This is a genomic window from Gemmata algarum (assembly GCF_034097035.1).
Lineage (GTDB): Bacteria > Planctomycetota > Planctomycetia > Gemmatales > Gemmataceae > Gemmata > Gemmata algarum.
Map to the genome: position 1 here is coordinate 174,421 of NZ_JAXBLV010000200.1, position 23,138 is coordinate 197,558.

14 protein-coding genes are annotated in these 23,138 nt (G+C 66.0%); 10 read left to right on the forward strand and 4 right to left on the reverse strand.

The window, feature by feature from the left end:
• The first annotated feature begins 48 nt into the window (after nucleotides 1-48).
• The 5 genes from R5W23_RS22165 (at nucleotide 49) to R5W23_RS22185 (ending at nucleotide 7,020) form a co-directional block, all read left to right on the forward strand.
• A complete protein-coding gene (locus R5W23_RS22165; RefSeq protein ID WP_320688170.1) occupies nucleotides 49-1,419 on the forward strand; it encodes a DUF58 domain-containing protein in 1,371 nt (456 codons plus the stop codon).
• 72 nt (nucleotides 1,420-1,491) lie between these two features.
• The gene (locus R5W23_RS22170) at nucleotides 1,492-2,421 is read left to right on the forward strand and encodes a UbiA family prenyltransferase (protein ID WP_320688171.1); all 930 of its coding nucleotides are present in this window, start codon (nucleotides 1,492-1,494) and stop codon (nucleotides 2,419-2,421) included.
• A 128-nt stretch (nucleotides 2,422-2,549) separates the two neighbouring features.
• Complete coding sequence (locus R5W23_RS22175; protein WP_320688172.1) at nucleotides 2,550-4,205, forward strand: M2 family metallopeptidase; 1,656 nt, start codon at nucleotides 2,550-2,552, stop codon at nucleotides 4,203-4,205.
• A gap of 195 nt (nucleotides 4,206-4,400) precedes the next feature.
• Entirely contained in the window at nucleotides 4,401-5,117 is a 717-nt protein-coding gene (locus R5W23_RS22180; RefSeq protein WP_320688173.1) for a DUF1264 domain-containing protein, read from the forward strand.
• Between the two features lie 157 nt (nucleotides 5,118-5,274).
• Nucleotides 5,275-7,020, forward strand: a complete 1,746-nt coding sequence (locus R5W23_RS22185) for an SMP-30/gluconolactonase/LRE family protein (protein WP_320688174.1) — start codon at nucleotides 5,275-5,277, stop codon at nucleotides 7,018-7,020.
• Between the two features lie 302 nt (nucleotides 7,021-7,322).
• Here R5W23_RS22185 and R5W23_RS22190 read toward each other — a convergent pair whose 3' ends face one another.
• On the reverse strand, nucleotides 7,323-7,625 hold the full coding sequence (locus R5W23_RS22190) for a YciI-like protein (RefSeq protein WP_320688175.1): 303 nt from the start codon (nucleotides 7,623-7,625) through the stop codon (nucleotides 7,323-7,325).
• A 684-nt stretch (nucleotides 7,626-8,309) separates the two neighbouring features.
• On the opposite strand from R5W23_RS22190, the gene R5W23_RS22195 reads away from it, so the two are divergent.
• Nucleotides 8,310-10,298, forward strand: coding sequence for a protein kinase domain-containing protein (locus tag R5W23_RS22195; RefSeq protein ID WP_320688176.1), 1,989 nt, complete (start codon nucleotides 8,310-8,312; stop codon nucleotides 10,296-10,298).
• Nucleotides 10,299-10,487: 189 nt separating this feature from the next.
• Here R5W23_RS22195 and R5W23_RS22200 read toward each other — a convergent pair whose 3' ends face one another.
• Nucleotides 10,488-12,293 carry a hypothetical protein gene (locus R5W23_RS22200; protein ID WP_320688177.1) on the reverse strand — a complete coding sequence of 602 codons (1,806 nt, stop codon included), beginning with the start codon at nucleotides 12,291-12,293 and terminating at the stop codon, nucleotides 10,488-10,490.
• Nucleotides 12,294-12,757: 464 nt separating this feature from the next.
• Between R5W23_RS22200 and R5W23_RS22205 the strand changes: the two genes are divergently transcribed.
• Together R5W23_RS22205 and R5W23_RS22210 are read left to right on the forward strand one after the other, a co-directional pair.
• Complete coding sequence (locus R5W23_RS22205; protein WP_320688178.1) at nucleotides 12,758-13,165, forward strand: VOC family protein; 408 nt, start codon at nucleotides 12,758-12,760, stop codon at nucleotides 13,163-13,165.
• Nucleotides 13,166-14,498: 1,333 nt separating this feature from the next.
• Nucleotides 14,499-15,845: an excinuclease ABC subunit UvrC gene (locus tag R5W23_RS22210; RefSeq protein WP_261186602.1), complete on the forward strand. Its 1,347-nt coding sequence runs from the start codon at nucleotides 14,499-14,501 to the stop codon at nucleotides 15,843-15,845.
• Between the two features lie 466 nt (nucleotides 15,846-16,311).
• Here R5W23_RS22210 and R5W23_RS22215 read toward each other — a convergent pair whose 3' ends face one another.
• Complete coding sequence (locus tag R5W23_RS22215; RefSeq protein WP_320688179.1) at nucleotides 16,312-16,779, reverse strand: macro domain-containing protein; 468 nt, start codon at nucleotides 16,777-16,779, stop codon at nucleotides 16,312-16,314.
• A 277-nt stretch (nucleotides 16,780-17,056) separates the two neighbouring features.
• Between R5W23_RS22215 and R5W23_RS22220 the strand changes: the two genes are divergently transcribed.
• Nucleotides 17,057-18,877, forward strand: coding sequence for an efflux RND transporter permease subunit (locus R5W23_RS22220; protein WP_320688181.1), 1,821 nt, complete (start codon nucleotides 17,057-17,059; stop codon nucleotides 18,875-18,877).
• 179 nt (nucleotides 18,878-19,056) lie between these two features.
• Nucleotides 19,057-19,689 carry a hypothetical protein gene (locus R5W23_RS22225; RefSeq protein WP_320688182.1) on the forward strand — a complete coding sequence of 211 codons (633 nt, stop codon included), beginning with the start codon at nucleotides 19,057-19,059 and terminating at the stop codon, nucleotides 19,687-19,689.
• A gap of 85 nt (nucleotides 19,690-19,774) precedes the next feature.
• Here the strand turns inward: R5W23_RS22225 and R5W23_RS22230 are convergent, their stop codons facing one another.
• Nucleotides 19,775-23,074, reverse strand: coding sequence for a hybrid sensor histidine kinase/response regulator (locus R5W23_RS22230; protein ID WP_320688183.1), 3,300 nt, complete (start codon nucleotides 23,072-23,074; stop codon nucleotides 19,775-19,777).
• Nucleotides 23,075-23,138: the final 64 nt, after the last annotated feature.

Genomic DNA, 23,138 nt, shown 5'->3' on the forward strand with positions numbered 1-23,138 from the left:
TTGCGTGCAGAGCTTTTGCCTTTCACCTTTTTACTTTTGCCTTGCTCTATGAAGTGGTTCCTCATCATCGCGTTGCTCATTGGCGCGGCACTCGCGCTTCAAGCGGGGCTCGTCGCGTTCGCGGGGTACGTCCTGCTGGGCGTCTACCTGCTGTCGCGGTACCTCGCGCGGCGGTGGGTCCACGATCTCGAAGCGACACGCGAATGCGACTCTTCGCCCCGTGAGGTCGGCGAATCGACCGCCGTGACCGTCACTCTGAGGAACGCCGGGGCCATCCCGATCGCGTGGGTGCTGGTCGAAGACCTGTTGCCGGACTTCGCGGTGAAAGCCCGAACCCCACGCATCACCGCGAAAGGCAAACGGGTGCAGGTCGTGACGCTCGGCAGTCGAGGAACGAAGACGATCAGGTACAAGGTCACGTTCCAGATGCGCGGGTACTACCCGCTCGGCCCGACGCTCCTCGAAACTGGCGACGTGTTCGGATTGCACCGCCGGCACCGTGTCATCGGCAGACCGGTGTACGTGATGGTCTACCCGAAGGTCGTCGCGCTCCCGAAGTACAACTTCGCGTCGGAGAGGCCCATCGGAGAAGTGCGGCTCCAGAACCGGCTGTTCGAGGACCCTACCCGGACGGCGGGCGTGCGGCAGTACGTTCAGGGCGACCCCCTCCAGCGGGTTCACTGGAAGGTGACCGCACGCACCGGGCAGCTCCACTGCCGCATCTACGAGCCGACCACGCTTGCGGGCGCCACGATCCTCGTGGACTTCCACCAGGACGGCTACCACAAGCGCGGCGAGCCGTTCCGGTCCGAACTCGCGATCACCACCGCGGCGAGCCTGGCCTACTTGGTGTCGGTCCTAAACGTACAGATCGGGTTCGCGAGCAACGGGCGCGACGCCGCGGACCGCATCCGCGAGGACGCGCTGGCCGCCGAATCAGAAGAAGCACAGCGTGAGGGGCACACCACCCGCGAGGAGGCCCGCGACCGGTTCGAGCTGGCCGACGGTTCCGACCGCGTCCGGCCCGTGGTGGTGGACACGCGCCGCGGGTTCGACCAGTACCAGCAGATCCGCGAGGCGCTCGCCCGGCTTGAACTGTCGGACGCGCTCACCTTCGGGCAGCTTGCGCTGGAGATGGCGGGACGGATGCCGCGCGACGCGACCGTCATCGCTGTCCTGCCGCGGGTGCCGGCCGAAACCGCGATTGCTCTGGGCACGTTGAAGCGCCAGGGCTTCGCCGTCAGCGCGATCCTGATCGGGCTGGACGAGAACCACAAACTCGAGGCCCACGGGCGGTTGCTCGCCGAGACGATCCGCGACATTCGCTACGTCAGCACCGAAGAGGAGTTGGCACACCTCGGCGAGAACACAGCCGCCAACGCGCCGGCCGCGTACTCGGTTGACATCCCGCTGGGATGAGCGCTCTCTACCAACCACGGGGCGCCAGCGATCCCCGAAGCCCCAGCAGGTGCCCGTCGCTACGTTACCTTCATGACCCGTGACCGCATTCTCGCCTTCGCGCAACTCCTGCGCCTGCCCAACGTGTTTACCGCGTTCGCCGACATCGCGCTGGGCGCGTGCGTCGGGGCCGCCGTGCTGTCGTCCGCCCCGTTCGCCTTCTGGGGCGCGTACTTGGTTCTCGCCCTCGCGTCGGGGTGTTTGTACCTCGCAGGGATGGTTTGGAACGATTACTTCGATCTTGCCGAGGACAAGAAGGCGCGGGCGTTTCGGCCCCTTCCGTCCGGTCGGGTGCGGGTGGGCACGGCCGTCGCGCTCGGTGTGGTACTGATGGCAACCGGCGTCGTGTTCGCAGCCCTCGCGGGGGCGCTCGCCACGCCGGAATGGAACCACGAGCCACTCGTCTACGCCATCGGGTTGGTGGCGGCGGTACTGATCTACGACGGCGGTGCGAAGTACACCCCCTTCGGGCCGGTCGCGATGGCGGCCTGTCGGTTCCTGAACGTGCTGCTCGGGCTGTCACTCATCCCCGAAGACGCCCTCGACATCGAGAAGCGCGTTCACCTCGCCGGCGTGGTCGGGGTGTACATCGTGGGGGTGACCTGGTTCGCTCGCACCGAGGAGGGCACGAGCCGCAAGCGGGACCTCTCACTTGCGGCCGGCGTCCTGTTCGTCGCGCTCGTCCTCGCACTCTTACTGCGGGCAAAAATCCCCGCCCCGCTCGGCACAGTCGCGTTCCCCTACCTGCTCGTCGCGTTCGGGTTCCTGATCGGGCTGCCGGTAGCGCACGCCATCGACGCCCCAGGGGCACGAAACGTCCAGCGCGCCGTCAAGCGGTGCGTACTCGGGCTGGTGGTCCTCGACGCCGTTCTGGCGACCATGTTCATCGGGTTGCCCGGGCTGCTACTCCTTTTGTTGTTGCCCACCGCGCTGTGGCTCGGAAAATGGGTCTACTCGACGTAGCCCGCGTTCGGTATCGGCGTTTCGCATTTAGCGGTTGCGACGCGCCAACCGTTCGACCCGAAACACCCAAACCAGGGACGCTCATGTCGTTCGACCGTCGCCAGTTCCTGATCGCCGGAGGCGCAACCGTGGCCGCATCATTAACCCCCGACGCGCTCCTCGGGGCCGACCCCAACGGCGAGGCCGCCGCGGTCATCAAGGAACACGTCGAAAAGCTGCACCCGCTGGAGGTCGCCAGCGGAATCGCGTGGTGGAACGCCAACATCACCGGCAAGGACGAGGACTTCAAGAAGAAGGAAGAGGCCCAGAACAAGATCGACGCGGCCCTCTCCGACAAGAAGATGTTCGACCGCGTGAAGGCCCTCAAAAACGCGGCTGACGCCGGCACGATTAAAGACCCCGCGGTCGCGCGCCAGATCCGGCTCTTGCACCTCCAATACCTCGAAAAGCAGGTCGCACCGGACCTCCTGAAGAAGATCACCGCGAAGGCCAACGCGGTCGAGCAAGGGTTCAACGTGTACCGCGCCAAGGTGGACGGCCAGGAACTGGCCGACAGCAAGGTGCGCAACACCCTCAAGGAGTCGAAGGACTCCGCGCTGCGGCAGAAGGTGTGGGAAGCCAGCAAGGGCGTCGGCGCCGCCGTGGCGGCCGACCTCGCGGAACTGGTCGGGTACCGGAACGAGGCGGCCAAACAACTCGGGTTCAAGAACTTCCACGAGTTGCAGCTCACGCTCAACGAGCAGGACGGCGCGGAACTCATCAAGCTGTTCGACGACCTCGACACGCTCACGAAGGGGCCGTTCACGAAAGCCAAGGCCGACATCGACGCGCGGCTCGCGAAGAAGCTCGACGTGAAGGCCGCGGACCTGATGCCGTGGCACTACCACGACCCGTTCTTCCAGGAAGCGCCAGCGGTCTACGAGGCGAGCATCGACGAGCCGTACACCAAGGCCGACATCCTGAAGCTGTGCAGCACGTTCTACGCCGGGATCGGGTTGCCCATCGACGACGTGATCGCACGCAGCGACCTCACGGAGAAGCCCGGCAAGTCGCCGCACGCGTTCTGCACCGACATCGACCGCGAGGGCGACGTGCGGGTGCTCGCCAACATCGTGCCGAACGAGTACTGGATGGGCACCATGCTCCACGAGTTGGGGCACGCGGTCTACTCGTCGAAGAACATCCCGCAGAAGGTGCCGTACCTGCTCCGGGGCGAGGCCCACATCCTCACCACCGAGGGCGTGGCGATGCAGTTCGAGCGGTTTTCGAAGTCGCGCGCGTGGCTCGAAAAGATGGGCGTGACGGTGGCCGGCGGCGCCGCCTTCGACGAGGCCGCCCGGACCATCCAGCGGAACCAGCTCCTGATCTTCTCGCGCTGGTGCCAGGTGATGCTCCGGTTCGAGAAGGCGATGTACGAGAACCCGACGCAAGACCTGAACGGGCTCTGGTGGGAGCTGGTGGAGCGGTACCAGCAGGTGAAGAAGCCGAAGGGGCGAAACGCGCCGGACTACGCGTCGAAGATCCACATTTGCAGCGCGCCGGTCTACTACCACAACTACATGATGGGGCAACTGTTCGCCTCGCAGGTCCACCATGCACTCGCGCGCGAGGTGTTCAACGCGGACCCGAAGGCCGTGCTCTACGTGGGCGAAAAGAAGGTCGGCGCGTTCATGAAAGAGAAGGTGTTCGAGCCCGGGCGGTCGAAGACCTGGAAGGAGCTGACCGCGTTCGCGACGGGCGAGGAGCTGAACCCGAAGGCGTTCGCGAAGGACTTCGAAGGCTAACGCACCCACGCTGGCTTGTGGGGAATGGGCTGACGGTTTCGTGCTGCCAGCCCTGTCGCGTTCGGACCGCACCGGGGCAACCGACGGTGCGAATCTTGAGGCGCGAAAGTTTCCATACCTGACATTATGTCCAGTTAATTATCACTCACCAAGTCATAATTCACCCCTGGTTTCCCATCACTCGGGGGTGAAAGTATGGATCGTCGCGAGTTGTTCGGGGCGCTCACCGCTCTGGGCGTGGTGCCGGCTTGTGGCGCCGGCTCGGAAGCGTCGGCCGCAGACCACGGGAAGGCCGGCGGGCCAATGTCCTCGCCGCACTTCCACTTCTGCGGGATCCACATGGCCAAGACGAACCCGAAGCTCCAGTTCATCACGCAGCACTTCTGCGCGGCGCACACCGGCGGCCCGGATGGCGACGTATTCCAATGCACCCTGTACGACGGCACCGGTAAGAACGCGAAGCTGATCGGCGTCGAGTACCTCATCTCCGACGCCGCGTACCGCAAGTTGCCCGAGGCTGAAAAGAAGTACTGGCACGCGCACACCTACGAGGTGCTGGGGGGCGGGCTCATCGCGCCCGAGATGAGCCCGGAGGAAGAAAAAACGTTCATGAAGGCGGTGATGACGCTGTGGGGTAAGGCGTGGCACACGTGGCCCGACCCCTCCACCGCAGTCCCGATGGGCGAGCCGCTGCTGATCTGGTCGCTGATGGGTCCAGGACAAGTCGATCCGGAACTGGAGGCCAAACGCGACAAAGAGTTCAAGGTCGACACGAAGAAGATCAGCGCGGCCCGCGTAAAGGAATTCGGGCAGCAACCGCCGAACGTGGCGGTCCCGAAAGACATCAACTCAATCGGCCGTCAGTGGACGAACGAGGGCGACGACAAGCCCTCTACCACCCCGAAGAAGTGAACCCGATTGGTCGCACAGGCCCCCTGCCCTGTGCGACCGACCACGGCACGCTAGCCGGCGCCGATCACATCAACGCATGTCGCATCCGGGAACATTTGACCCGGGGGAGCGTTCCGGGAACAATGGCGGCTCGTCCTTCCCCTCCCGGTGGTCACGCATGTTCCGCACCCGTTTACTCTCAGCGCTGGCGATCGCGCTGGTCGTTCCGCTCCTCGCACGGTCCGCTGAACTGCCCCCGGTGGTCACCGTGTGGCCCCAGACGGCGCCGGGCGAGAAGGGAGACATTGGCGAAGAAAAGGCCACGCCCGCGAAAGGTCGCGACGCGATCACATCTGTCACCAACGTCTCGAAACCGACTCTGACCATCTATCGCCCGACGAAGGAGAAAAGCACCGGCGCGGCGGTCGTGGTGGCGCCCGGCGGCGGGTACAACGTGCTCGCGTGGGAGCACGAGGGCACGATGGTGGGCGAGTGGCTCCAATCGATCGGCGTGACCGGCGTCGTGCTGAAGTACCGCGTGCCGCGGCGCCCGGGCGCCGCGAAGGGCGCGCCGCCGCTCGGGGCGCTCCAGGACGCGCAGCGCGCGCTCAGCCTGACGCGGAGCAAAGCGAGCGAATGGAACATCGACCCGCAACGGGTGGGCATGCTCGGGTTCTCCGCTGGCGGGCACCTGACCTCGTGGGCCGCAACCAACGGCGACCGCCGCTCTTACGAGCCCGTTGACGGGGCCGACAAGCTAAGCTGCCGGCCCGACTTCGCGGTGCTGATCTACCCCGGCGGTGTGGTGGACCGTGAGAACAAGGAGCAACTGGCACCGGAGATCCGCGTTTCGAAGGACACGCCGCCGTGCTTCTTCGCGCTGGCGTACAACGACAACGGACCGCTCGACGGCAGCCTCAAGATGATTGCGGCGCTCAAGAAAGCGGGCGTTCCCGCCGAGTTGCACGTCTACTCAGCAGGGGGGCACGGGTTCGGGATGCGCGCGGCCGAAAAACCGCACGCGACTTGGCCCGCGCGGTGCGCGGAGTGGATGCGCGCCGAGGGCTTCTTGACGGCCAAAGCCGAGGGCGACTCACCGGTGGCCGCGGGCGCGAAGGTTGAGAAACTCGCCGGCGGGTTCAAGTTCACCGAAGGCCCGGCACCCGACGCCGACGGCAACGTCTACTTCACCGACCAGCCCAACGACCGCATTCTGAAGTGGAGCACGGACGGCAAACTGTCCACCTTCATGGAGCCGTGCGGGCGCTCGAACGGGCTCGCCTTCGATAAGGCGGGTGCGCTGTGGGCCTGCGCGGACGAGAAGAACGAACTGTGGAAGATCGATGTGAAGACAAAAGAAAAGACAGTGGTGGTGAAGGAGTTCGGCGGCAAACTCCTGAACGGCCCCAACGACATCTGGGTCCGTGACGACGGCAGCGCGTTCTTCACCGACCCGTACTATAAGCGCGGGTATTGGAAGCGCGGCCCGGCGGAACAGCCGACGCAAGGGGTGTTTTTCCTGTCCGCCGACGGGAAGCTCTCCCGAGCCGACGCCGGCGAACTGAAGCAGGCCAACGGCATCATCGGCACCCCGGACGGCAGCACCCTGTACGTTGCGGACATCGGCGGGAACAAGACCTACCGGTACGACGCCGCGAAGGACGGGGGGCTCAAGAACCGCGCCGTGTTCTGCGAGCAGGGCTCGGACGGGATGACTATCGACGAGCGGGGCAACGTTTACCTGACGGGAAGGGGCGTGACTGTTTACGACACGACCGGCAAGAAGGTCGCACAGATCGATATACCGGAGCAATGGACGGCTAACGTGTGTTTCGGCGGTAAGGACATGAAAACTCTGTTCATTACCGCCGGCACCGGGCTGTACAGCTTGAAGATGAATGTAAAGGGAACGGCACGGCAGTAAGACCGGTCGAGTGCCCGTGCGGTTACCCAACTCGGTTCGGGCGACCGAGCTGATGGTGTCGCCGCACTGCGGCGGCCGAGAGCCCGTGACCACCACCTCATCGCGCGCCCCGATGAACGGCCGCTGGGAGCATGACTTACCGTTCGTCTGAAGGAGCCCAAAAGCGGTTAGGGGCACGAGCCGTCGCCCTAACCGCAAAGATGCGAACCTCATACGGGCGTCCACAATCCGCAAGCGTGCCGCCATCGCGTCAGGTCAAATCCGTTGCACGCGCATAACCGTCGAGTCGGTTCGCACGGCGGCTACGTCGGGCGCAACGGGTTCGTAGCCCCTTCCCCGACCACGGTAGTCCACGCCCGCACGCGCCATCGGGTCACCAGCCCGTTGATCACATACGGGTCGGCTGCTGCGAACGCTTCCACCACGGCGGCCGAATCGGCTCGGAAAAGCAGCACCGCCCCGTCAACCGGATCGGCTAACGCACCGCCCAACAGCAGTTCCCCACGGTCCGCAGCGGCCCAAGCGTGTGCCAGATGGGCCGAGCGGTAGGCGCTGCGCCGCTCGGCGTACTCCGCAACCACTTCGTAGATCAGGAGGTAATGCACGGTCTCACCCGCATAATCGGAACCATCATCGCCGCCCGACCACCGGGGGCGTTTCTCGACGCGGAACGCGGTTCCCACACTTCACCGCACCCCAGCAACAGCCGATATCACACACTAGTTCCCGGCCGCGGTGCCGCGACGGGAACCGGCTCCGGCCACGACGGCCGGTCACACTCGCCCGCCACGGAAGGTACTCCTCATGCGCGCTCTCCTCATCGCTCTGATCATCGCCTCGGTTGCGTTCACCGGCGCCTCCGGCTGCCGCACCGCCTCGTCGGGGTGCAGCAGTTGCGGGAAGTAATAAGCCAGCCCGGCACGTTGTGTCTACTTCTTATGAGTCGAACGTTACTGCCGGTCTGACCCGGCGGACAATATCGTCCCGGTAAGAATGTCTAATCAACAAAGATTAGGCCACTAACAGACACTAATACCCGGGCGGAGCCCGTGTCCGTCACTCGGCGGTGCTGCGCGAAACGTCGTGCGGCACCGCCGAGTGACGGACACGGGCTCCGGGCACATGCCCCCTCGCCACGGCCGAAAACTACGCCCCCCGCCTGAATCACATCAACACGCTTCGGCACCGATCCGGTTCCGCCCGATCCGTCAGTTGACTCCACCCCGTTCGCACCGCACCGTTGCGGTAGAGTGGTTATCTGGCGCCCCGAACGGGCGTAAGGAGAATTTGTGTCCGCACCGCCCCTCGCTCCGGACACGCCCACCGCCATGCCACACAACCGCAAAACCGTCCTCGCCGCGGTCATGGACCCGCGCCGGCTCCCGACCCCTCCGGCGCTCGCGCTCCAGGTCGTCAACGCCGCAAGCCGCCCGAACTGCGATCCGGACGAAATCGTCTCGCTCCTGGGGCAAGACCCGGCCCTTTGCGCACGGCTGCTGAAGGTCGTGAACTCGTGCCTGTACGGCCGCAGCAAGCCGATCACCTCGCTGGACCGCGCCGTCACCGTACTCGGGTTGGGCACCGTGCGCTCGCTGGTGCTGAGCCTGTCGATGCCGGCCGCCAAAGGCGCCCAGTCGGACCCGCTCACCCGAGCGAACCAGATCAACTCGGTCGCCGGCGCGCTGATCGCTTACGAGCTCTCTGCGCTCCAGCCCAGAAGCAGTCCGGCCGACGACATGGTCGCCGGGTTGCTCCGCGACCTGGGCGCGGTCCTGCTCCAACAAACCTACCCCGACGACTGGGCCGATCTGACCGAGCGGTGGGGGGACCGGCTGCTGTCCGAAGCGTGCGAGGCCGAAACCGAGGTGTTCGGGATCAGCCACGCGGAGATCAGCGCCGAACTGCTCGCCGGCTGGAAACTGCCCCCAGAGGTCGTCGAGCCGATCCGCCACCACCATAACCCCGACCAACTCGCCGGCGGCCCCGTCATCCTCCGGCGCCGGGCCGAGTTGCTCTACTTCTCGGGCCTCCTCGCCAACCTGGACACCGTGATCCGGTACCCGGATCTCCTGGACTACGTCCTGCTCGTTGCCCGCACCCGGTACGACCTCCCGCAGCCGGCGCTGATCCGGTTCATGCGCGGGGTGGTGCCGAAGATCACCGAGTTCGGCGAACTGCTGAACCGGGACGTGCGTGACTGCCCGGACTTCGCCGAGGTGCTCTCGGCCGGCGCGCAGGAGATGGCCCACCTGCTCGGCGTCAACCGGTCGAACACGGCCCCCGGGTCGAAGTTCCGCCGCGCCCCCACACCCGCGCCCCCGCAGCGCCCGGCCCCGGCGACCCGCGTTGACGTGTGGGCCGCCGCCCGACACACGCCGTTCGTCGGCCACGAGGCGCCGACCCGCGTGAACGTGAGTTCGACACTACCCCAGTTCCAACCGAACTTCCTCAGCGAGCTGCCCGCGCGTGGGTGCCGGCTCGGTGAGTACGAGCTGCGGTCGGTCCTGGGCCGCGGGGCTATGGGGGTCGTGTTCAAAGCGTTCGAGCCGAGCTTGGCGCGGTGGGTGGCGGTCAAAATGATGGCCCCGGAGACCAGCGCCAATCCCATCGCCCGCGAGCGGTTCGCACGCGAGGCCCGGGCGTGCGCGGCGATCCGCCACGACAACGTCGTCACCGTGTACTCCGTCCGCGAGGCCGCCGGGGTCCCCTACCTGGCAATGGAATTCGTCGAAGGGGAACCGCTGGATCGGTACATCGAACAGCGGCACCCGATCCCGGTGCCGCAGATCGTGAACCTCGGTGCCCAGATCGCCTCCGGGCTCGCCGCCGCCCACCGGAAGGGGATCGTTCACCGGGACATCAAGCCCGCCAACGTGATTCTGGAGACCGAGACCGGGACGGCGAAACTGGCCGACTTCGGACTGGCGCGCAGCGGCGACGACGCCCAGATGTCGCACCCGGGGGCGATGGTCGGCACCCCGCACTTCATGTCCCCGGAGCAGGTCCACGGGCACCGCGTGACCGCGACATCGGACCTGTTCAGCCTCGGTGGGGTGCTCTACGCCCTCTGCACCGGGCAACCGCCGGTCCGCGGGAAAGCCCTGATGGCGATCCTGTACGCGGTGTGCTTCACGGCCCCGGTGCCGCCACGCCAACTGCGACCGGACATCCCCGAGTGGCTCGAAGAGGTCGTCCTTCGCCTCCTGGACAAGAACGCGGACCGGCGGTTCCAGTCGGCAGCGGAACTCGCCGCGCTACTCAACTCGAAGAAGGGCTGATCGGCCCCCACGGTCTTAGCGCCTGAGCCCGTCCGCCGCTGAGGCACAACCCCGCGCGTCCACACCCAACTGATTCCACCGAACGTTTGTACGTGCTGCATCGTCAGGCGGCCGGCTGAACTCCGCCGCTGTAACGAACGTCGGGCGGGCAGAACCGCACACCGATCCCGCCCGCCCAACGGAGCGCACTCAGCGCGAGCCTTCCGCGGTCCCTTGCACGTCGATCTGCGCGGCCTGGAGGATCTCCTTGGTCTTATCGTTCTGGACCAGCGCGACGACCCGCAGCCCCTTCAGGTCGAGCGGCCGGGCCGGGTTCGGGAACGCCCGCATCTGCGCGTACTCGTCCAGGTACGTGGTCAGGTCCTTGCGAACCGTGCCCAGGTCCACGGTCGCGCTGTGCGAGAACGCCTTGTCCTTGACCGCCACCCCGTCCGCACCGCCGGCCGTGGCCCGCACCACCTGATGGTGGAACCGGAGCTTGTTCCCGCCCACGTACTTGATGTTCTCTTCCACCACCAAGAGCCGCAGCCGGGTGTCCTCGCCCTCGGCCCCGGTCACCTCCACCGCGATGTCCAGCTTGTCGCCCGTCCGGGTCACCTTCCCGGCCACCTTCACCGCGGTCGTCTCTTCCAGCAGCGGCGCGATGATCCCGGCGTACTGCTTGTACTTGCTCTCGGCGTTCGCCATAGCGCCGCCGCCGCCGGCCAGCGGTTTACCGTTGAACAGGGTACTCGGGGTGCCCCGGATGTCGTCCGGGAACTCCTTACGGTAGTAGTCCCAGCGGGCGATCGTGGCCGGGTTGGTGAGCGGGTCGGGGCCGGGGATGTGCATGTGGTACTGGAGCAGTACCAGGTCCGTCGGCTTGTGCGACTTGAGCAGCGCGTCGAACGCCACGTCGGCGGCCACGCACGGCGGGCACTGGGCGCCGGTGAACAGTTCCAGCACCGCCACCCGGTTCGCGCTCTTGTCCTTGCGCCCGGCGAACGCCGTCGGCTTGAACGGCGGCACCTTGGCCAGGTACTCGGTGTCGATCTGCACCTCCAGCTTCGCGATCTCCCCGGCCACCGCCTTGGCGTCGTCGCCGCGGCCCAGGGCGTCCAGCGCGGTCTTGCGTGCCGTCAGGGCGCGCGCCCGGAACTCGGCCGACGCCCCAGGCGCCTTCGACAGCCGCTCGGCGGCCCCTTCAGCGGTGCCCGCGAGGGACTTCTGAGCGACCACCGCCTCGACCGCCGCGATCGTTTGCAGTTGCGCATACCGCGGACCGTACCCGCTCGTACGCTGCTCGATCAGGGTCAGCAACTGACCGGCCTCTTCGGCGGTCAGCTTGGACTTGGCCCCGCCCCGTACCAGTTCCAGTGCGGCGTCGAGCGCGAACAGAGTGTCCTTGTTGGCGGACAGCACCTCGCGCAGTAGCCCCGGTACCTTCTCGTCCGCCTCCTTCTGCGCGGCGGTGGCCTTCGCCATCAGATCGCTCCGCTTCTGGGCGTCCTTCTCTCCTACGGCTTGGTTCCGCAGCGACAGCGGCGCGGCGCGGAGCTTCTGGGCTTCTGCAGCCGGCGCCGGTACGTCCGTCTTGGAGATGGCCTCGTCGGCGGTCAACTCCGTCTTGTCGGTGCGGGTCAGCTTCGCCCGGTTGGGGAGTTGCTCGGAACCGAAGCTGCCGACGGCGAGCTTAGCGCCCCGGTCCAGCGACCCCTCAAATGTCCAGCCGATGCTGGTGTCGAATGTGATCGTGGTGCCGCTGACGGCGAACTTGCTCACGCTCAGCTTCAGCCCCTTGAGCGGCGAGTGCAGCACCGAGGCCTGCGGCTTGCCGTCCTTTGATTCCACCTTGATGATGGCGTACGCCTGCTCGATCCCCGCCCGGGGCGAAGTGGTGAGGAGCCAGTTGCCGGCGACTTCGGGTTCCGCGGCCGACGCCCGCGGGAGCCGGTCTGCGGCGACGAGCGCGCCCACGGCCACAACGGCCAGGGCGAACGTGATCCGACGGTGCATGAGTGCGAACCTCTGCGAATGTGGGTCAACGGATATCGGGCGGCGCGGGCGTGGGCGACGTTCACCACTTGGTGGCACGCACCCGGGGCCGCGAGCACGCCGCAGGAGAGGTTCGGCGGCACCAAGCGAGTGTACCAATTTGAACCCCTACGCGGTGAGCAGAAATTGCGATCGCCCCAATTCGACCCATTCGGTGTCAGTTCGCACGCGGTCCTGTCGCGGTCGAGGGGCGCCGAATCGAGCGCCTGTCGCTCTTTCGGCTGATGGCAGCGCCCCTACTCCGCGCGGCTGACCCGCCCCCTTTCCCGCGCCCCACCAAACTTACTGGTTGAACTTGCCAGAGGCCGAACTTGGAAACCAACTGCGCCCGACTGTCTCAAGGGACCGCGCCCTGAAGTAAAGGCGCTGACTGCCGCCGAGCGTACGATAACCACAACAACGACCGCCCGAATCGGAGCCCCGCGATGCCCGGCCTGACCGTGACTCACATTGACCACGTCTCCGTTATCATCACCGACGTGGCTCGGAGCCGGCAGTTCTACAACGGCGTGCTGGGCCTGAAAGAGATCCCGAAGCCCAAAACCTTCGACTTCGTTGCCCTGTGGTACGACCTCGGCGGCGGGCACACCCTCCACCTCCTATTGAAAAACGAACCGGACACCCGCAGCCCGCGTCACTTCTGCCTCCGTGTCACCGACGCCCAAGCCGCTCGCCGCCACTTCGCCGAGCACGGTACCCCTATCCACGAAACGACGCTCATCCACGGCGCCGACCGCTTTTTCGTCTCCGACCCGGATGGCAACCGCATCGAAGTGCTCCAGTGGCTTGTGCCATATGACCCCGCGACTGCCGGGGCCGCTGCCCTCGACTAGTCCGACCGTCTCAGAGCCGGCTAAATCATCCGACCAACGGGCCGGCAACAACGAATGCGATCGGCACAACCACTACAATCTGACGAATCATCACTTTCATGTCGATTGACTCAATCGGTAGGGGCACGCCCTCATTTCTCTTCCCAGGTAGTTCCGGACTTCTGAACATCGCCCGCAGCACCACAGGGTGATTCGAGTGGCACCAAGGTTCAGCACGAACGAAGCACGTGCCCACCGAGACTGGCTGAACGCAAACCAATCCTCGACAACACATTACACCTAGCATTTCGGCTCTATCGATCGGTGATGCCGCCAGCTTTGTGAACTGTAATCGCGTCGTCTGGCTTGTGATTTGTGGGTAGCGACGCCCCAGCGAATCGCCAGTCCGCGACCAGTCCGCCGCCAGCGAATGTACTTCGGATGGCCAGTCGGTTGCGAGCGGCGGGGCGGTGTAACGGGGGTTACGCCGCCCCGCCGCTCGCAACGAAGTTTCGGTCACGGGCTACCGACCCCTTCCGGGAACAGACTGACCCTGCCGGCGCACCTGAAACGTCGCTCAACACAGTTGGCACATTCATGCGGTTACAAATCACCAAAACAATATATAGATTGACCTTATTTCACCTACCGTCTGTACGGTGCGGTATTGCGATGAATCGTGCGGCGAGCCGCAATTTGCAATCTGATTCTGATAGTTTACGGCACATCTGTTGCTGCTATCAATCTTACGCCCTGAAGACTCACTGAGTTTAGGTGCCGCGATACTTTTGCGCTGCGGCGTGAAGCGAGCGGGCCGGGTTGAGAAGGGGACTACGCAATGCTGCCACATCACCTGCGCAACTCGTGCGGTGTGCTGTCCGACCTGATCCGGGTGTGCTGCCACTGCCGGCGGGAACGAACCACACACGACGAATGGCGCGAACACGTTCCGGTCGCCGGGGAACAGCTCACGCATGGTATTTGCCCGGACTGCATCGAAATGCTCTATCCGGATCTCGCGCCGACGCTTCTTGCCCGGGTCTAAAGTCAGCCCTCTTCATGGACGCGAAGTCACGACCCGTCAGCCGAACCCGGCACGCCCGCCTCGGGCAAGAGCATTCTGTTACCAGCTACAATCGCCCGAACTCATTCCGCCCGTCCAACCGGCAATTGAGCCGCCGCAACAAAGACCCACACTTTTCTGATGGCACGCGAACGCCACCGTTACTCGGGGGCATCGTTCACGGTCTCGTTCTGGGAGTACAGAACGTCACATCACCCCGGGACGCTCTCGTGGGGTGAGAATGTGCGCTGATGCTGCTACAATGGGGAACTGAACGCGAGGACACCTCTCATGATCGAAGACCCGGTTCCCCCGGTCAGCCAGCAGACGCCAGACCCTCGCGACCCGGCCGCGAAGGTGCGCGAGTTCCCCACCACGTCGGGCGTCTACCTCATGAAGGACGCCGCCGCGAACGTCATTTACGTCGGCAAGGCCAAGAACCTCCGCAACCGCGCCTCGTCGTACTTCAGCAAGGAGGCCGCCAACGACCCGCGCATCAAGGACTGGATGCCGCTGGTCCGGGACGTGGACTACATCGAGACGAGCGACGCCATCCAGGCCGTGTTCACCGAGGCCCGGATGATTAAGGACCTTCGGCCGAAATTCAACAAAGACCTCAAGGACGACAAGACCTTTCCGTATCTGCAAATTCGCACCCGGGAGGAATTCCCACGGGTCGAGATCACGCGCAAACCGCGGCGGAAGGGCGTGCGTCTCTACGGCCCCTTCACCAGCACCAAGCCGCTCCGCATTGCTGTGGACGTACTCCAACGGTTGTTGCAGTTCCGCACCTGCACGCTCGACATCAAATCGGGCGAGGACCGCTGGAAGTGGTTCCGCCCCTGTCTGCTCCACAGCATCCGTCGCTGCACAGGGCCGTGCAACTTCCGCGTCTCGCGCGACGACTACCGCGCACAAATTAAGAAGCTGATCTTCATCCTGGAAGGCAAAACGGCCAAGCTGGTGCGGCGGATGGAGAAGCAGATGCACGCCGCGGCCGACGAGCTGAACTTCGAGAAGGCCCGCCGGATCCGCGACGAGATCACGGCCGTTCAGAAGCTCGACATGCGCGGCGACGCAGCGAAAGACGTTCAACCGGAGGTGTTCCCGATCGACCCGAAGAAGGGGTTGGTCGGGTTGCGTAAGGTGCTCGGGCTTGAAAGCACCCCACGCACCATCGAGGGAATGGACATCGCGCACCTCAGCGGGCAGGACACCGTTGCGTCGCTCGTGTCGTTCCTCGACGGCATCCCGTTCAAACCGGGCTACCGACGGTTCAAGATCAAGAGCGTTGCGGGCGTTGACGACTTCGCCAGTATGCGCGAGGTCGTTACGCGCCGGTTCCGGCGGCTCCGCGACGAGGACGAGGTGTTCCCCGACATCCTGCTCATCGACGGCGGAAAGGGGCAGTTGAACGCCGCGGTCGAAGCGTTTCAGGCGCTCGGCATCACCCCGCCGTGCCTCATTTCGCTGGCGAAGCAGGAAGAAGAGATTTTCCGCCCGGGCGTCGAAGAGTCGATCAAACTCAGTCGGCACTCGGCCGCTCTGCGGTTGCTTCAGTACGTGCGCGACGAGTCGCACCGGTTCGCTCAGCACTACCACCACATGCTGCGTCGCAAGCGGTTCACAGACGATTAGATTTGTTCTGCTGAACCAAGGGTCGGGAGTGACATCCGGCACATGAAAACAGAACCGCCCGGATCGGGGAAGCGAAGGCGCAAGGGCGGCCTCAACCCAATCCGGGCGGCGTCCCGAGGGCGAGCCGGGACAAGTCTGTTATTCGGGAGAGTGGAGCGAAAGGTATCGCTGGTGTTGTTGGAGATCTTAGTCAGGAAGACTGCATTTAGCTAGACCGACGGTCGGTTATTGTCGGGAGAAAACAAAGAGTGTCGGAAAATCGGGCGCACCTATCGATAATCGATAATTTCTCTCGCTAGGTCTTGGTCGTGGCGCCTTTGACCGGGTATAGTACCTACGAGCCGGCCGCAATCGACGAGGTGAATGGGCGACACCTCGAAGATCTGCGGCCGGTTCTTTTTGCATTCTTCGGCACCATATCACATCCGTTAGCACAATCACGGCACCGGTGATCGTCAGACAGCGGCTACATCCCAGGCTGGTACTCTTCGTATACCCAAAGCAAACCGGGCCAGTTCGCGAAGGCCGTTTCGATCAGCACCCGGACTTTCTTCCACGAAAGCCCACCGTATCCCGCGGCGATCCGCGGCATCGCCAGTGAACGAATTCCGGCTTCGTCAACGACCTCGCATAGCGCCTTCAGCACGCCCTCAACGACGGGGTACGTTGCCCCACGCCCCGGTCTCGGTTGGGTTCCCAGGTTGAACACCGCCGGCTTGCCCTCTTCGCGCCAGAGGAACACGCCCCCGAGGGCGAACTCCGGCGGCTTCGCTTTGCATCTCCGCCGGAACTCCTCGAACATCGCCGGGTAGCGCTCCTTGAACCCGATCGCGATCCCGGCTCCCATCGACCCGACGCAGTTGCACCCGTGGGCGAACGCCTCCGCATTCACCCGGTTCACGAACAAGTCCCCGGTTACGAACTCGACAGGCATGGCGTTCCTCGGGGTACAGTTTGGGCAATCGTGGCCCGCACCGTAGATCACCATGAGCACCGCCGCGAGTCGAAGTCAGTAGGAGAAAGCGAGGCCGCAAGGCCGCAGGCGTAGGGCTTACCGTTGTGGCTGGGCGTTCCGAACGGCTCCAAGCGTTGCCGCGTCGCCACCGGCAGTGGCGACGCCTTTACGCCATCCGAGCCACTGTCTTCACGCTCCGGCCGGCACATCGTGCCCCACATCATTTCACGACGATCTTACCCGCGGCCGGGTTATCATGAGCTCATCCCCCAGAGGTGACGTCGTGCGAACCACCCCTCGCCTGCTCCCTGTTCTCCTGCTTGCCGTATCGGCCTGCGGCAGCCCAACTTTACCGGCTCCCCCGGACGCACCCGATCCTCCTGCGACCAAGAGAGCCGGGCCAACCGTCCGCGTCGATGCCGTTTACCCCGGCGGGAGCGCGCATGTCATCTGCGACACGGTGGCGGTACCGATTGAGCACCAGATGAAAGATTTGGAGGAAATCACGTCTCTGGAATCGGAATGCCGCAACGACGGATCGTACAGGCTCACCGTGCGGTTCAAGTCCGGCACAGATGTCAACGTAGCGACCGCCCTGGTCCGAGAACGCGTGGCCCTCATCAATGCGCGGCTTCCACCTCTCGTCTGCCGTGAGGGTGTGACCGTGCGGAACGACGACCCGGGCCGTTTCCCGACTCTCTGGGTTGCCGCTGCCAGCCCCAACGGCACGTATGACGCCATGTTTCTGAACAATTACGCTGCACAGCGGGTGAAAGATGAACTCACACGGGTGCCCGGGGTCGCCGATGTTCGTGCTGTGAGTCGCTCCGAGATCGCCATTCGGGTTTGGCCCGACCCGGACAAACTTGCCGCCAGCCAAATCACAATCCGGGACATCGTGCAAATGGTAGAACTGCATAATATCCGTATGGAGGCGGGGCAACCCGGCCGTGCCCTTGCAAAGAAGATTCCTCCGCTCACCTTCACCTTCCTGGGACGTCGCCCCGACGTTGAACAACTACACCGGACCTTTCTGAAAGAGACTTCCGACGAGAAAATCATCTGCCTCGGAGACGTGAGCCGAGTCGAACTCGCCCCGAAATCCGATGGATTCACCCGCGTGGGCGGCAAACCAGCGGCCCTGCAGGCAGTTCGCGTCGATGACACGAAGTCCGTGATCGGCGAGTTACGGAAGAGGTTCGCCGAGTTCGAGAAGACTAATCCCAAGGATCTGACGACGGGGTTGGTCGCCGACCTATCCGCGGATCGGTGCGCGGTGATCGAACTGTGGCTCCCCGCTGCGGCGTCTTCGGCCCGCACACAGGATACGGTCGCTCGCGTTGAAAAGCTGATCCGCGGTTTACCCGAAAGTCCGGACTGTCTGGCGTTCTCTGAACGTGAGACGGATGCGGTAACCTTCCTCGTGAAGCTCCCCCCGGGAGTCGGCCCCGCCGACCTTCGCAAGGCGCTTGCGGAGATCCGTGAGGTCTCGGTCCGGGTGTCCGACCTGTCGTCCGACCGACCGTTCCCGGTCCGCGTCGCGATCCTTGACAAGGGCAGACACGGGTGGGCGAAACTCCGGGAGGTGGGTGACACCGCGATGAAGCGACTCGCGAAGGACGGTCTCGCCCTCGATCCCGCTCTCACACCCGCCCCCGGCGCACCCCACCTTTCGATCACCCTCGACCGCAAGAAGTTGAAAGAACTGGGACTGAACCCGGAGGATGTCGTGAAAGCCATCGGCTTCGAGATCGGCGACCCGGACTTTACCGATGCGATACTCGAATCGCGGTCGATGCGCCACACGCTCGGCGAGCAATTCCGCGGGGCCGGCGAACTCAAGAAAGTTGCGTTGAAGGCACCGGCCGGTAAGACGATCCCGCTCGGTGCAGTTGCTGAGGTTCATGAATTCGTCCCCGAGACGACAATCCTCCGCGTGAACCTGCACCCTGCCTTGGTTGTGACGGCCGATGTACCGCCCGGAAAGACGGTCACCGAGGTGACCGCAGAGTGCGTAAGGGCGGCGAAGGCCGTCGTGCCGCGGGGGTTCGAGGTGTGCGAGATGTCGGCCGCCTAACCGCGGTAGGCAAGTTCGCCCGACCCCAGCGCATCCATCGCCGATCCACGGCATCGCGCGAGCGAATCGGGCGGTGCTTGCGGCCGTGCAGTGCTCCTCCGGGTACGGTTTGGGCGATCGTGGCCCGCACCGTAGATCACATGAACACTGCCGTGAGTCGAAGTCAGTAGGAGAACGTCATGCCGCCCCTCGACACGCACCAGATCGTTTTGCCGATCGCCGCGTGCGTTCTGCTCGCCGTCGTGGCGGGGCGCATCCCTCGCTACCGGTTCGCCCTCCTCGGATTCGTCGCAATCGTGGGCTACGCGGTTCTTCAGGATCAGTTGTCGGCACGGCTGTGCCCCGAATACTTCACGGTGCTGCACCGCCCCGTCCCGGGCGTCACGGATCCGACACTGCTCGGGGTCTGCTGGGGGTTCTTGGGTGGGTGGTGGGGCGGGGTGCTGCTCGGATACACCGCAGGACTCACTGCGACCCTCGGTTCACATCCCAAACTCGCCCCGCGGGAGATCCTCAAACCCCTCGCGTTCCTTGTTAGCGGGGTCGCCGTCGCAACCGCGCTGACGGGCTTTAGCGTGTGGCGCCACAGCGAGGCGCTCGGCGTCGTTCTCGACCCGGGGATGGCAGAAGCCGTTCCACCGCAGCGCCACCGCGCACTGTTTACGGTCGCCTGTTACCACTTTGTCGCCTATGCGAGTTCCATTTTCGGCGGCGTGTTGCTGTGCGTCTGGGTGGCGTCCGAGCGCCGCTCACGCGCGAAGCAGGAGAAGGAAACGCGACCGCCGGGATTGCCGGGCGACGCGGCGCGGTGAGGAGAGATACCGAATCCGACTAATCCGGATCTCCGCTGTATTCTGTAACCGGCTTCTGTCAGCGGGTTCGATCCCGGTGCGGTAATCAGTGGGCCGGGGCCGCGGCCATCACGGTGTTGAGCACCTTGAGCAACTGGCCCTGTGAGTAAGGCTTGTTGAGCGTGTGCTCGACGCCGAGGGCGCGGAGTTCGGACAGTTCCGCCGCCCCCAGCAGCCCGCTGGCTACGACGATCGGCACGTGCGGGCGCTCCCGCCGCAACTCGGCGACGAGTTCGGCCCCGCTCACCCCCGGCATGTGGAAGTCGGTGACGATCGCGGCCAGTTGATCCCCGAGCGCCGCCGCCTCCGTGAGCGCCGCGGTCCCGTTCGCGGCGGTGCGGACGGCGAACCCCGCGCGACTCAGAAGCAGGCTCACGAGCTGGCGGATCGGGGCCTCGTCGTCCACCACGAGCACCGTTTGACCGGCACCCCGAACGGGCGCTTCGGCCCGCGGCAGGGTCCCGCTCCGGGACGGGTCCGAACTGGTCGGGAGGTACACCGCGAACGTCGTCCCCTGTCCCAGCGCCGACGCCACCCGGATGAAGCCGCCGTGGCTTTTCACGATCCCCAGCGCGCTGAACAGCCCCAGCCCGGTGCCCGTGTCCGCTCCCTTCGTGGTGTAGAACGGCTCGAAAATGTGTTCCGCCACCTCCGCAGGGATTCCGACGCCGGTGTCCGCGATCTTGAGCACGACGTAGCCGCCGGGGCGCGCGCCGAACTCGGCGAGCGCGTCCGCGGCGGCTTGGTCCAGCTCCGCGGCTTCGGCGGAGAGGGCCAGCGCGCCGCCGGCGGGCATCGCGTCGCGGGCGTTGACGCACATGTTCAGCAGCACTTGGTGCAGTTGCGTCGGGTTGGCCAGAAGGGCCGGCAGCCCGGGCGGTATGGCGACCGTCAGGGCGATGTTCTTCGGGAACGTCGAGTGGACGATTTTCTCCACCTCGGTCACCACCGTGCGGGCCGAAACGGTGATCCGGGCGTTTTCTTCGCCCCCCTTTGCGAACGTGAGGAGCTGTCGCACCATACCGGCGGCCCGCGCCGCGCCGGCCTCGAGTACGTCGAGCAACTCCGACTGGTCCGGACAACTGTGCTTGAGCGTCTGGAGCGCCATTGTGATGGGCGCCAGCGCGTTGTTCAGGTCGTGAGCGATGCCCCCGGCCAGCGTGCCGATCGCCTCGAGCCGGTGCGCGCGGTTGATCTGCCGCTCCAGCCGGTGCCGCTCGGTCACGTCGCGAACCGCCGCCGCGGTCACCCACACCCCGTCCACCTCCAGCGGGGCCGTCCGCACCTCGATGGGGAACACCGTGCCGTCCTTGCGGAGCGCGCGGAGGTCCGGGGTTTTAGGGCCGACCGGTAAGGGCGTGTCGGTGCCGGAGTGCCGGGCACGGTTCAGGACGTGCCGGTCCCGGTGCTCGGGCACCAGAAGCGTCTCGGCACGGCGCCCCAGCAGTTCGGCGCGCGGCCAGCCGAACAGCTCTTCGGCCTGGCGGTTGGCCAGGCGGATCGTGCCCTGGGGGTCGGTCATCACGATCGCGTCGGGGGCGAACTCGAACAGGTTGTGGAACATCCGCGCCCCGTGCTGGCGCTCGATCTCGGCCCCGACCCGGACCGCGAACAGTTGGAGGACCGGTTCGATCTCCTCGGCGTCGCGGAGCGGCCCGCGGCTCACGACCCCGAGGTGCCCGAGCGGCTTCCCGGACCGGTCCAGCAGCGCGACCGCGGCGTACCCGCGCGCGCCGAGCGCGGCGAGCCCGTGTTCGGCCGGGAACTGCTCCTGGACCCGGTCCGGGTACAGGACCACGTCCCGGTGCAGGACCGCCTCGCACGGGCTGCCGGTCAGGGCGCGCTCGTGCTCGGGCTGCGGCGCGCCGTCGACGCAGAGGCCGAGCGTTCGCACCCGCGGCGGGGACGTGTGCGGGAGCAGCTCGGCCACGAACCCCACCTCGGCGCCCAGCACGGCGGCCAACTGGCGGGCGACGGCGGTGAAAAACTCCGGCCCGGTGAGGCGGGCGAGTTCGGTCGAAAGGAAGCGGAGCACCGTCTCGGTGCGCTTGCGGGCGGTGACGTCGCGGAGCACCGCCTGCGTGCCGACGGTGCGCCCGTCCTCGGCGACCGGCGTGACATGGGCCTCGAGCCACACCCGGCTGCCGTCGGATCGTACCCCCTCGTACTCGAACCGGTCGGGCACGGCCTCGCCGCGCACCAGCCGGTCGTGCCGATCGCGCAGGGCGGCCCGCCACTTGGGGGCCGCGTGGTCCTCCAGCGCGGCGCCGCCGGCCGGGCGGTCGAGCTCCCCGAACCACTCCCGGAACCGCCGGTTGGCGTACACCAGCCGCCCGGCGACGTCGTCGCGGACCAGGGCGTCGTTGATGCGCTCCCCGAGGTCGCTGTACCGTTGCTCGCTGCGGAGCAGGGCCGCGGCGCGGCGCCGGGCCTCTTCTTCCAGCCCGGCGTTGAGGCGGGCGAGCTGGTCGCCGCTTTCCCGCAGCGCCTGCTCGGTCTCCTTCGCGGCGGTCACGTCGGTGGCCACGCCGTCGCGGACCTGGGACCCGTCCGGCAGCCGCTCCACGAGCCGCGACCGGAACTGGAACCACCGCACCCCGCCGTCGGCGTGCCGGAGCCGCGCCTCGACGACATCGTTGGCCCCGGTGCGGAGCGTCTCCGCGATCGACGCTCGCACCCGCGGCAGGTCCTCCGCGGTGACCAGGTCGAAGAACCGTTCGGGCTGTTCGAGCAGGGGATCGGTCGGGGCGCCGAGCAGGGCCGCGGCGTTCGGGCTGAGATAGGTGCAGCGCATACGCTCCGCCGGGTCGAACACGAGCCGGTACACCGCGGCGCCGACGAGGTTCGTGTTGATGCCGGAGAGGAGCAGCTCGCGGTCCCGCAGCCGCGCGTTGGCCCGCTCCAGTTCGGCGGTGCGCTCCCGCACCCGCTCCTCCAACTGGTTGTGCGCCGCGCGGGCCGCCCGGTCCAGCCGGTGCTTGGCGAGCGCCATCAGGATCGTGGCGTTCAGCTCGCGCTCGTCGAACGGCTTGACCAGGTACCCGAACGGGCGGGCGTCCGCCGCCCGGCTCAGCAGCTCGGCGTCCGAGAACGCGGTCAGGAACACGACCGGCGCGTCGCAGGCGGTCCGGAGCCGGCACGCCGTTTCGATCCCGTCCATCCGCCCGGCCAGGCACACGTCCATCAGCACGAGGTCGGGGCCGGCCGGCGGGATCTGCTCGAGCGCGCGCTCGCCGTGCGCGGCCACCCCGCACACGTCGTGCCCGAGGCGCGTGAGGCGGTCCCGCAGCTCCATCGCGATGAGCGCTTCGTCCTCGACGATAAATACGCGCGGGTGGGCGTTCATGGGCGGTCGGTGGGTCCGGTGGTCATGGGCGGTCGGGCGAACGGTTCGTGCGCGGCCCGGTTGT

Excerpts from the sequence above, each read along its gene's own strand:
- R5W23_RS22215 (WP_320688179.1), bottom strand. The coding sequence starts at position 16,779 with ATGCCTGTCGAGTTCGTAACCGGGGACTTGTTCGTGAACCGGGTGAAT.
- R5W23_RS22165 (WP_320688170.1), top strand. The coding sequence starts at position 49 with ATGAAGTGGTTCCTCATCATCGCGTTGCTCATTGGCGCGGCACTCGCG.
- R5W23_RS22185 (WP_320688174.1), top strand. The coding sequence starts at position 5,275 with ATGTTCCGCACCCGTTTACTCTCAGCGCTGGCGATCGCGCTGGTCGTT.
- R5W23_RS22210 (WP_261186602.1), top strand. The coding sequence starts at position 14,499 with ATGATCGAAGACCCGGTTCCCCCGGTCAGCCAGCAGACGCCAGACCCT.
- R5W23_RS22170 (WP_320688171.1), top strand. The coding sequence starts at position 1,492 with ATGACCCGTGACCGCATTCTCGCCTTCGCGCAACTCCTGCGCCTGCCC.
- R5W23_RS22230 (WP_320688183.1), bottom strand. The coding sequence starts at position 23,074 with ATGAACGCCCACCCGCGCGTATTTATCGTCGAGGACGAAGCGCTCATC.
- R5W23_RS22205 (WP_320688178.1), top strand. The coding sequence starts at position 12,758 with ATGCCCGGCCTGACCGTGACTCACATTGACCACGTCTCCGTTATCATC.
- R5W23_RS22200 (WP_320688177.1), bottom strand. The coding sequence starts at position 12,293 with ATGCACCGTCGGATCACGTTCGCCCTGGCCGTTGTGGCCGTGGGCGCG.
- R5W23_RS22220 (WP_320688181.1), top strand. The coding sequence starts at position 17,057 with ATGAGCTCATCCCCCAGAGGTGACGTCGTGCGAACCACCCCTCGCCTG.
- R5W23_RS22180 (WP_320688173.1), top strand. The coding sequence starts at position 4,401 with ATGGATCGTCGCGAGTTGTTCGGGGCGCTCACCGCTCTGGGCGTGGTG.
- R5W23_RS22225 (WP_320688182.1), top strand. The coding sequence starts at position 19,057 with ATGCCGCCCCTCGACACGCACCAGATCGTTTTGCCGATCGCCGCGTGC.